The sequence below is a fragment of the Streptomyces sp. ADI95-17 genome (assembly GCF_003846175.1).
In the GTDB taxonomy this organism is placed as follows: Bacteria; Actinomycetota; Actinomycetes; order Streptomycetales; family Streptomycetaceae; genus Streptomyces; species Streptomyces sanglieri.
Map to the genome: position 1 here is coordinate 301,014 of NZ_ML123048.1, position 10,574 is coordinate 311,587.

A 10,574-nucleotide genomic window follows, 5' to 3' on the forward strand; every position below is an offset into this window, starting at 1 on the left:
TCCGGGTTCCCCGCCCGGAACAGGGTGCCGCACGTACCGTCCTGGCGCCGATCCGGTTCCGCTGGTGCCGGATTGTCCCGGGCCGACGGGTGGTACCGCCTCCGAGCGGGCCCTCACCGCACGCACCTTCGACCTCGCGGTGTTACAAAGGGCACTGGGTTCAGTCGTTTCGGCCGATTCCGGAGCGCACAGATGCGGTCACTCACGGGCAAGTACCCCCGGAGCCTCGCAGGCCAGGTCTTCGCCCTGCAGGTGGTTGTGGTCGTGCTCCTCGTGGCCGCTTCGGTGCTGGCGCTCGTGGTGCAGGCCCGGCACGACAGCAGTGCGGAGGCGCGAAACCGCTCCGTCGCCGTCGCACAGACGTTCGCCCATTCGCCGGGCCTCCTGACCGCGCTGAAGGCTCCTGATCCTTCCAGAGTGCTCCAGCCGCTCACCGAGGCGGGTCGGAAGGCGGCGGGCGTCGATTTCATCGTGGTGATGGACACGAACGGGATCCGCTACACGCATCCCCGGCCTGAGCTGATCGGGAAGAGGGTCGTCGCCACCATCGCGCCGGCGCTGGCCGGCCACGTGTACACCGAGACGGTCAACGGCCCGCTCGGCCGCGAGGCGCAGGCGATCGTCCCCGTCCACGAACACGCGCAGGTCGTCGCCCTGGTGGCCGCCGGCATGAAGGTCGAGAAAGTGACCGGAGCGGTGGCACGGCAGATTCCGATCATCCTCGGTGCAGGAGCGATCGCGCTCGGAGTGGCCACGAGCGGGACGGCCCTGGTGACCAGGCGGCTGCGGCGGCAGACCCACCGTCTGGGCCCTGTCGAGATTAGTCGCATGTACGAGCATCACGACGCGGTGCTGCACGCCGTGCGCGAAGGCGTGCTCATCGTCAGCAAGGACGGTCGACTGCTGCTGGCCAACGACGAGGCCAGACGGTTGCTGGATCTGCCGCTCGACGCCGAGGGGCGACGCATCCCGGACTTGTCCAGCCTTGATCCCGGCATGGTGGAGCTGCTGACCTCGGGGCGCGCGGCCACGGACGAAGTGCACCTCGTGGAGGGCCGACTGCTCGCGGTGAACCAGCGGCCCACGGATCGTCACGGTGGCCCCCAGGGGACGGTCGCGACCCTGCGTGACTCGACAGAACTGCGGGTGCTGTCCGGCAGGGCGGAGAACGCCCGCGAGCGGCTGAGCCTGCTGTACGACGCGGGCCTCGGAATCGGTACCACGCTCGATGTGGTGCGCACGGCCGACGAACTGACCGAGATCGCGGTCCCCCGGCTCGCCGACTTCGCAACCGTCGATCTGGCCGAACCGGTCCTCCACGGTGACGAGCCGACCAGTACGGACACGGACATGCGCCGCACCGCTGTACATGGCATCCGGGACGACCATCCCCTGTACAAAGTCGGCCAGCTGATCGACTTCCTCCCCTCCACACCACAGGCACGGGCCTTCGCCACCGGCCGGCCGGAGCTGGTGCCCGACCTGTCCGCCGCACCCGGCTGGCTCGCCCAGGACCCGGAGCTGACGCGGACGATCGTCGATTACGGCATCCATTCGCTCATCACGGTGCCCCTCCAGGCACGGGGCGTCGTCCTGGGAATGGCCAACTTCTGGCGCTCCGAGAAGCCCCGGCCGTTCGAGGAAGACGACCTGTCCCTGGCCGAAGAACTGGTCGCCCGGGCGGCCGTCAGCATCGACAACGCCCGCCGCTACACCCGCGAGCACGCCATGGCCGTCACCCTGCAACGCAGCCTGCTCCCGCGGGCCCTGCCCGAACAGAGCGCGCTCGACGTCGCCCATCGCTACCTGCCCGCAATCTACGGGGTGAGCGGCGACTGGTTCGACGTGATCACTCTCCCGGGCAGCCGGGTGGCGCTGGTCGTCGGGGATGTCGTCGGCCACGGCCTGCACGCGGCCGCGACGATGGGACGGCTGCGTACGGCCGTGCACAACTTCTCCACACTCGACCTGCCGCCCGACGAGATCCTCCGCCACCTCGACGACCTGGTCGGGCGCATCGACCAGGAGGAGGCGGAATCCACCGCCGATACGGGGATCACAGGAGCCACCTGCCTGTACGCGATCTACGATCCTGTCTCCCACCACTGCGCCATGGCCCGTGCAGGGCACCCCCCGCCCGCGCTGGTCCGGCCCGACGGCAGTGTGTCGTTCCCCGACCTCCCGGCCGGCCCTCCCCTGGGCCTGGGCGCCATGCCGTTCGAGACGGCCGAACTGGAGGTGGCGGAGGGCACGCAGTTCGTCCTCTACACCGATGGGCTCATCGAGGACCGCACCCGGGACATCGACGTGGGGATCGAGCTGCTGCGTCAGGCCCTGGCGTGCCATCCCGACCGGTCGCCGGAGGAGAGCTGCCAGGCGGTCCTCGACGCGCTCCTGCCGGATCGGCCGACGGACGATGTGGCGCTGCTCATCGCCCGGGCGCGGGCGATCCCGCCCGACCATGTCGCCGACTGGGACGTTCCGTTCGATCCTGCCGCTGTGGCGGGAATGCGTGCCGCCGTGGCAGAGCAAGTCGACGACTGGGGTCTGTCGGAGCTTGCGTTCGCCATGGAACTGCTGCTCAGCGAGTTGATCACCAACGCCATCCGCTACGGCTCCGCGCCGGTCACCGTACGACTGCTGTACGACCGCACCCTGACCTGCGAGGTGGCCGACAGCAGCAGCACCTCGCCCCATCTGCGTGATGCCGCCGCGATGGACGAAGGGGGCCGCGGTCTGTTCCTCGTGGCACAGCTGGCCGAGCGCTGGGGCACCCGTTACACCCCCCAGGGAAAGGTCATCTGGGCGGAGATGTCGTTGCCCCGGCCCGACGGAAGCACGGAAGGCACGGCGCGGCCGGACATCCTCGACGCGGAACTCTGACCGCTGGACCGGCAAGTCCCCGACAAGAGCGATCCGGAGGAGCACCCTCGCGGGTGGTGAAGATGATGGCTGGCATGTGGCTGGTCAAAGTGTCACCGTCGGCGTGGGTACCGGCTGTCCGTGAGCGACGATTACGCCGCCGTGCAAAAGGAGTTGGGATGTCAGCGCGTCGATACGCGGTTCACCGCGTATGCGTTCCGGGGCAGGTACGACGCGCCGGACAGGATCCAGGGTCCACCGAAGCCGAGCAGGGCCCGCGGCCGGCCCCAGTCGGTCGCGGCGAAGACCACCAGCCCGACGCAGATCAGGAAGACCGCGAAGTTCGGCCATTCGAGCCTGTGTCGGCCTGCCCAGAGGTCACCGACGAAGTGGTTGGCGTGCGGTATCCCGCACAGCTGTGATCCTCTCACCGTCCTTGGGTTGCCGCGCGGCTGGGAACCGCCTTGGAGGGCTGAGAGCCCCCAGGCCGCGAAACGATCACGAGCAGTCAGGCGGAAGCCGTAACCCCGACACCAGAAGCTGACTAACTATCAGAACTGTCAGCATCGGGTCAGCATCCATCCGGGCAGACCCTGCCGCAGATGGCCGCACCCGCGAATCTCGGGGATGTCTGCGGACCACCAGCGGCCAGCGCATTCGATGCCGCTCGGCGAAGTGCCGCGAGCAGCGCCGGCTAGCTGAATCGAAAGACGACGCCGAGCGCCGAAGGCCTCGTCAACGCACCCGACCACGCGGCTTGAGCGGTCCTGGCGGGAGTGCAGGGGCGGCCAGTCGGGCACCGTCGTAGCCGTGGACCTCGCCGAAGCGGGAGGTCTCCATCCAGGCCCGCCTGGCCTCCTCGATCTCCTCGTGGGAGCGCCCGATGAAGTTCCACCACATGACGATCTCTTCCTCGAAGGGCTCGCCGCCGAGGAGCATGAGGCCCGCGTCGCTGTCCGCGCGCAGCGGGAGTTCGGAGCGGCCGCAGCCGAGGTAGAGCATGGAGCCGGGCTGCACGGGCACGCCGTCGACCTCGGCACGGCCGGACATGGAGAGCACCGCGTACTCGAAGTCCGGGTCCAGCGGCAGCCGGGCCTCGGCGCCCGCGGTCAGGGCGAGGTCTGCGCCGACGATCGGGGTGTACGCGGTGCCGGGCGAGGTGGTGCCGTCGAGCTCGCCCAGGATCAGGGTGGCGGTGAGGCCCGGGGCGGAGACGGTCGGCAGGTCGGTGTGGTGCTGGAAGTGGGGCTCGACGTGGCGGTGGGCGGACGGCAGTGCGACCCAGAGCTGGGCGCCGTGCAGGAACCTCGCGTGGGACTTCGGGCTCTCCTCGGAGTGGCTGATGGCCCGGCCGGAGGTCATCAGCCCCAGTTCGCGCGGGCGGATCGTGCGCAGACTGCCGACGCTGTCCCGGTGCAGGACCTCGCCCTCGTGCAGCCAGCTGACCGTCTGCAGGCCCATGTGAGGGTGCGGCGGCACCTGCATCCCGGGTTCGTCCGCGATGTCGTCGGGACCGTAATGATCGACGAAGGCCCAGGCGCCGACCATCCGGCGGCCCAGGTTGGGCAGCAGTCTGCGGACCTCGGTGGACTCGCCCAGCCGGACGTGGCGAGGGGTGAGGAGTTCACGCACGGGCTCGGCGACGACGAAACCCCGTCCTCCACAGACGGAGAGTGCGGCCTGGCGATCGAGATTGCTCATGGCGCTCAACCTATTCCTGAGCGGGTCCGGGAGTGCCGGTACCCACGCCGATAATTTAGTGGAATATTCAATCACCATGCGCCGTTGGGGCAGTCACAGGGTGGTTGAGCAGCGGCTCGGCCACCGGTTGGACGGAGCGGGGCAGGACCCCGGCACGGTCCGTGACTGAGGAGGTCAAGTGAGCGACACCTACTACGAGTTCGGCACGGCTGCCGACCGCTGGGACCGTGCGCAGATGTTCTTCGAGGCCAAGGAGTACATGAGCGCGGCCCGGATCCTGGAGGGGCTGGTCGAGGAGGTCCCGGAGCAGGTGTCGCCGCGTCTGCTGCTGGCCCGGACCTACTACCACTCGGCACGGCTCGGCAAGGCCGAGACGGAGTTGCGGGCGGTGCTGGAGCGTGACCCGGTCGAGCACTACGCGCGGCTGATGCTCGGCCGCACCCTTGAGCGTCAGGGGCGGAGCGCGGAGGCGGCCGGTCATCTGCGGATGGCGGCGGCGTTCTCCGGGGACTTCGAATTCGCTCCGGACGGGGCGGCCGCTCAGGGGTCGTCGGGCACATGAGTCCGGGAGGGGCACGGTGCGGGGGGCCGCCCCGGCGTCGTATGCGCATGGCATGCACATCGGTATCGACGCCGTCGGCGGCCGCCCGGCCGATTTTCGGATGCCGTGCACCCGTCCCGCGTGATACTTCACTCCCTCATGACCGACCTTGAGACGCCTCGCCTCCTGCTCCGCCCGATGAACGCCTCCGACGCCCTGCGGGTGATCTCCGGCACGCCCGGTGACGGGGCCCGCTGGGCGCCCGGCTATCCGTCCCCCGGGGAGAACTCCGCGGCCCAGCGCTACCTGGAGACCTGTGCGACGACCGGCGATCCGAGCCCCTTCTGTTCGTACGAGATACGGCGCCGCACGGACGGACTGGTGATCGGCGGCATGGGATTCCATGGCGCGCCGGACGAGGACGGGGACGTCACGATCGGCTACGGCCTCGTCCCCTCGGCGCAAGGGATGGGCTACGCCTCCGAGGCGTTGCGCGCCCTGTTGCTGTTCGCCCGTGAGCAGGGGGTGCGTCGTGTGCACGGTGACACCGACCTGGACAACATCGCGTCCCAGCGCGTCATGGAAGCCGTCGGCATGCGTCTGGAGAAGCAGGACGAGCGGCTGAAGTACTACCGGACCGACTGGGACCCACAGCCCGAGTTGTGAGCCGGGGGGGGCGGAACGCCGGTACCCCGCCGGGAGGTCCCGGCGGGGTACCGGTCGTCGGTCCGCGTGTGTGGTGCCGGTCAGCGGGCCGCGGTGGCCGGGCGGTTCGCGCCGCTGCTTCCGGTGGTGACGGTTCCGGTCCTCGGTACGAGCAGCCGGTCCGTCAGATGGCCGAAGAGGAGCCCGAAGGTCACCCAGAGGGTGGCCTGTACGGCGAGGGTGCTCAGCCGGAACTCCCAGAGCAGGGAGGCCGGGAAGTCCTTGCCGACTTCGTTGTACGAGGGCAGGAACGCGTAGGCGAGCCCGATCACCAGGACGTACCCGGCGGATGCCGTGATCGTCGCGTTCCAGTTGCCCAGGCGCGGAGCCAGCCGTTTGCCGAGGATGACGGCGGCGACGGCCAGCAGCACGCTGAGGGCGACCATCAGGAAGAACAGCGCGGTGCGCGGGCCGATGGTGTCGGGGTTGCCGACGGCCGGCGGGTTGGCCGGGTACTTCAGGAACGGGACGACGTACACCGTCAGCAGTGCCGCACCCGCGATCAGCGCGGCCGTGGCCCGCGGGCCGAACCTGCCGATCCGGCCGAGGGCGTAACAGAAGACGAGTGCGGCGATGCCGCCGATGGCGACGCCGAAGACCAGTACACCGGTGGCGAGGCCGGCGGTGGACTGCACGGTGCGGCTGACCAGTTCCTCGCCGCCGTCGTGGTGGTGGCTGTGCGCCTCCTCCAGGGCGATGGCCGCGTCCACACGCGACTCACCGAGGAAGTAGGCGACCAGCAGAGCGAGCGCGCCCGCGGCGAGACCGGCCAGCATGCCGCGGACGAGCAGGGCTCTGACAGATATGGAGTTCATGAGGTTTCCCCAGGATCGGACGGTACGTCAGTGGCAGGGGAAACCGAGGAGGTGGCGGCCGTCGTGGACCCACTCGTGGACACCTTCGCCGGAGATGACCGCGGTGGCGCCCTGCTCGGCGCCGACGAAGTAGAGCAGGACGAGCATGAGGATGCCGAAGAAGACCGCCCAGGGGGCGATGGCCTTCAGGGAGATGGGGGTGATCGCCGGTACGGCGGTGGCGGGGGCAGCAGTCTGTGCCATGGCAGAACCTCCTGAGGGAACACGCGTCCCGATCGTGGTGCCTGAGACGTGGGTGCTGGGTCTGACTTCCCGCACAGGTACGGGTTCACAGTGGCGCGACCGTGCCGGATTCTCACCGGACTTCCGTCACACCTACGTCATGTCCGCCGTGACCATACCGCTTGGGGACAGGTGCCGCCATGGTGCCGGTGACCGGGCCCGACCGCCCGGATGCCATGGTGGGCACACCCGAGGGGCCGGAGTTCAAGGAGTTGACCGGGTCATGGCAGTTCAGGTGATGTTGATCTCACCGGCGCTCAACGCCGCGCTGCGCGAGGCCCGTTTCGACGGTGACGCGCCGCTGGACGCGGCCGGGGTCCGCCGGGCGGGGGCGGTCGCGGCAGCGGTGCCCGCCGCCGACCGGTATCTGCACGGGCCGTCCGAACGGTGCGCCGGGACCGCCGACGCGCTGGGGCTGCGGGCCGGGCCCGAACCCGCCCTCCATGGCTGGGACCTGGGCCGGTGGAGCGGTCGGCGGCTGGCGGCGGTGAGCGCGGCCGAGCCGGACGGGGTGTCGGCCTGGCTGACCGACCCTTCGGCGGCTCCGCACGGCGGCGAGTCCCTGCTCGAACTCTGCGCCCGGGCCGGACGCTGGCTGGCGGCGCTGGAATCCGCCGAGGACGACGGGGACCGCCGCGTTCTGGCGATCGTCGAGCCGGCGGTGGTGCGGGCGGTGACCGTCGGGGCACTCGCACTGCCGGTGGAGGCGTTCTGGCGGCTGGACGTCGCCCCGCTGACACTGACCGCGCTCAGCGGCCGTTCCGGCCGGTGGAACCTGCGGTGCGGGCAGCAGCTGTCCCCTGCCCCCGACCCCGCCGTCTGATCCGGCCGGCCGATCCGATCCGGCCGATGCGGCCGGCCCTGCCGATCCTGCCGATCCGAAATTCGCTGTCCAGGATCCGGAGCCGACCCCCTATGGTGGTGGGTGCAGCTGGTTCGCCCTGTCCGCCAGGCAGGCGCGTCGCAAGAGGGAACCCGGTGGGAATCCGGGACTGCCCCGCAGCGGTGAGTGGGAACGACCGCCGTCATCGAGCACTGGACCCGACGGGTCCGGGAAGCGACGGCCAGTAGGTGTCTCGTACGCGAGACGCGCCCGCGAGTCCGAAGACCTGCCACTGCCCGTGCGCGTCGGACGCGCACGGTGATCCCGGTGACCTCGTGGGCGGGTCGGCGTACATATCGGGCAGGTCGCGCGCCGGCACGGCGCCGCGGATCCGCCCGGTCCGTCATCCCTTCGCGCCTGCGATCCGTCCCGGGGTCGTACCAGGACACGCTCGCGAAGGAGAGTCACGTGACCACCGAGTCCGCAGCCGCGGCAGCCCGGGCCACCGTGTACGGCTACCCCCGCCAAGGGGGCGACCGGGAGCTGAAGAAGGCCGTCGAGGGTTACTGGAAGGGCCGCGTCACCGCCGCCGCCCTCCGGGAGACCGCCGAGGAACTGCGCCGCGCCAACTGGCAACGCCTTGCCGAGGACGGCATCCACGAGGTCCCGACCGGCGACTTCTCGTACTACGACCATGTGCTGGACACCAGCGTGATGGTCGGTGCCGTGCCCGTCCGGCACCGTGAAGCCGTCGCGGCCGACGCGCTGGACGGCTATTTCGCGATGGCTCGCGGTACACAGGACGTGGCGCCGCTCGAAATGACCAAGTGGTTCGACACGAATTACCACTACCTGGTGCCGGAGCTCGGCCCCGACACCGTCTTCGCCGCCGACTCCACCAAGCAGGTCCGGGAGTTGGGGGAGGCGCTGGCGCTCGGGCACGACGCCAGGCCGGTGCTGGTGGGTCCGGTGACCTATCTGCTGCTGGCCAAGCCCGCTCCCGGTGTCGCCGCCGATTTCGAACCGCTGACCCTGCTCGACCGGCTGCTGCCGGTGTACGCCGAGGTGCTGGCCGATCTGCGTGCGGCCGGTGCCCACTGGGTTCAGCTCGACGAGCCCGCGCTGGTGCAGGACCGCTCCCCCGCGGAGCTGAACGCCGTCGCGCGTGCTTACCGCGATCTGGGTGCGCTCACCGACCGGCCGCGGCTTCTGGTCGCCTCGTACTTCGACCGGCTCGGTGACGCACTCGCCGTTCTGGCGAAGACTCCGGTCGAGGGCCTCGCGATGGACTTCACCGGTCCGGCAGCCGCCAATCTGCGGGATCTCGCCGGGGTCGGCGGTCTGCCGGGCAGGCGGCTGGTCGCCGGGGTCGTCGACGGCCGCAACGTGTGGATCAACGACCTCCAGCAGTCCCTGGCCACCCTCGGCACCCTGCTCGGTCTGGCCGGCCGGGTCGATGTGGCGGCCTCCTGCTCGCTGCTGCACGTGCCCCTCGACCTGGCCGCCGAGCGTGACGTCGACCCGCAGGTGGGGCGCTGGCTGGCCTTCGCCCGGCAGAAGTCGGCCGAGATCGCCACCCTCGCCAGGGGGCTTGCCCGGGGCACCGCCTCGATCGCCGCCGAACTCGCCGCCAACCGCGCCGACCTGGCCTCCCGGGCGGGCTCCGCGATCACCCACGATCCGGCGGTACGGGCCCGCACCTCGGCCGTCACGGAGGCCGACGCCCGGCGTGAACTGCCCTATCCGCAGCGGGCGGTGGCCCAGCGTGCCCGGCTCCGGCTACCGCTGCTGCCGACGACCACGATCGGCTCTTTCCCACAGACATCCCAACTGCGCGCCGCACGGGCCGACCTGACGGCAGGACACATCGACGCGGCCGCGTACGACAAGCGCATCGAGGCCGAGATCCAGGAAGTGATCGCGTTCCAGGAGGCGGCGGGCATCGATGTGCTGGTGCACGGCGAGCCGGAACGCAACGACATGGTGCAGTACTTCGCCGAACGGCTCACCGGATGCCTCGCCACCCGGCACGGCTGGGTCCAGTCGTACGGCACCCGGTATGTGCGGCCGCCGATCCTGGCCGGGGACATCTCGCGCCCGGAGCCGATGACGGTCCGCTGGACGACTTACGCCCAGTCGCTCACCGGCCGGCCGGTCAAGGGCATGCTCACCGGCCCCGTCACCATGCTCGCCTGGTCCTTCGTCCGCGACGACCAGTCGCTCGGGGAGACCGCGCGCCAGATCGCCCTCGCGCTGCGGGACGAGGTGAACGACCTGGAGTCGGCGGGCAGTTCGGTGATCCAGGTGGACGAGCCCGCGCTGCGCGAGACGCTGCCGCTGCGGGCCGCCGACCGAGCGGGGTACCTGGCCTGGGCCACCGGGTCGTTCCGGCTGGCCACCGGCGGCGTACGCCCGGACACCCAGATCCATACACACATGTGCTACGCGGAGTTCGGCGACATCGTCCGGGCGATCGACGACCTGGACGCGGACGTGATCAGTCTGGAGGCGGCCCGCTCACACATGCGGGTGGCCGACGAACTGGCGGCGGCGGGCTATCCGAGGGAGGCCGGCCCCGGCGTGTACGACATCCACTCCCCCCGGGTCCCGAGCGGCGAGGAGGTGGCCGCCCTGCTGCGCAAGGGCCTCGAAGCGATTCCCGCCGAGCGGCTGTGGGTCAATCCCGACTGCGGTCTGAAGACCCGGGGCTGGCCGGAGGTGCGCGCCTCGCTGGAGCACCTCGTCTCGGCGGCCGCCGAAGTGCGGGCCGCTCTGCCCGGCACCGCCGGCTGACGGGTCCGCCGACGGTTCCGTGGCCCGGGGCGGGTGCCCGTTCGGGTGCCCG

At 70.6% G+C, this 10,574-nt stretch carries 9 protein-coding genes and 1 riboswitch; of the genes, 5 read left to right on the plus strand and 4 right to left on the minus strand.

Features of this window, described 5'->3' with window-relative positions; all coding sequences use genetic code 11:
* Positions 1-192 precede the first annotated feature (192 nt).
* Complete coding sequence (locus tag EES42_RS24470; protein WP_124720409.1) at positions 193-2,883, plus strand: SpoIIE family protein phosphatase; 2,691 nt, start codon at positions 193-195, stop codon at positions 2,881-2,883.
* Positions 2,884-3,044: 161 nt separating this feature from the next.
* Here EES42_RS24470 and EES42_RS24475 read toward each other — a convergent pair whose 3' ends face one another.
* Together EES42_RS24475 and EES42_RS24480 are read right to left on the minus strand one after the other, a co-directional pair.
* A complete protein-coding gene (locus EES42_RS24475) occupies positions 3,045-3,293 on the minus strand; it encodes a hypothetical protein (RefSeq protein WP_124720410.1) in 249 nt (82 codons plus the stop codon).
* Between the two features lie 304 nt (positions 3,294-3,597).
* Entirely contained in the window at positions 3,598-4,563 is a 966-nt protein-coding gene (locus tag EES42_RS24480) for a pirin family protein (protein ID WP_124720411.1), read from the minus strand.
* A gap of 178 nt (positions 4,564-4,741) precedes the next feature.
* Between EES42_RS24480 and EES42_RS24485 the strand changes: the two genes are divergently transcribed.
* Together EES42_RS24485 and EES42_RS24490 are read left to right on the plus strand one after the other, a co-directional pair.
* Positions 4,742-5,125 carry a tetratricopeptide repeat protein gene (locus EES42_RS24485; RefSeq protein ID WP_124720412.1) on the plus strand — a complete coding sequence of 128 codons (384 nt, stop codon included), beginning with the start codon at positions 4,742-4,744 and terminating at the stop codon, positions 5,123-5,125.
* 138 nt (positions 5,126-5,263) lie between these two features.
* Positions 5,264-5,770 carry a GNAT family N-acetyltransferase gene (locus tag EES42_RS24490; protein ID WP_124720413.1) on the plus strand — a complete coding sequence of 169 codons (507 nt, stop codon included), beginning with the start codon at positions 5,264-5,266 and terminating at the stop codon, positions 5,768-5,770.
* Positions 5,771-5,850: 80 nt separating this feature from the next.
* Here EES42_RS24490 and EES42_RS24495 read toward each other — a convergent pair whose 3' ends face one another.
* Positions 5,851-6,624 (minus strand): CbtA family protein, encoded by a 774-nt coding sequence (locus EES42_RS24495; RefSeq protein WP_124720414.1) that lies wholly within the window; start codon positions 6,622-6,624, stop codon positions 5,851-5,853.
* Between the two features lie 27 nt (positions 6,625-6,651).
* Positions 6,652-6,867, minus strand: a complete 216-nt coding sequence (locus EES42_RS24500; RefSeq protein ID WP_124720415.1) for a CbtB domain-containing protein — start codon at positions 6,865-6,867, stop codon at positions 6,652-6,654.
* Between the two features lie 262 nt (positions 6,868-7,129).
* Between EES42_RS24500 and EES42_RS24505 the strand changes: the two genes are divergently transcribed.
* Together EES42_RS24505 and metE are read left to right on the plus strand one after the other, a co-directional pair.
* A complete protein-coding gene (locus EES42_RS24505; RefSeq protein ID WP_124720416.1) occupies positions 7,130-7,729 on the plus strand; it encodes a histidine phosphatase family protein in 600 nt (199 codons plus the stop codon).
* Positions 7,730-7,821: 92 nt separating this feature from the next.
* A riboswitch (cobalamin riboswitch) is annotated at positions 7,822-8,038 on the plus strand.
* 159 nt (positions 8,039-8,197) lie between these two features.
* Complete coding sequence (gene metE / locus EES42_RS24510) at positions 8,198-10,522, plus strand: 5-methyltetrahydropteroyltriglutamate--homocysteine S-methyltransferase (protein WP_124720417.1); 2,325 nt, start codon at positions 8,198-8,200, stop codon at positions 10,520-10,522.
* Positions 10,523-10,574 lie beyond the last annotated feature (52 nt).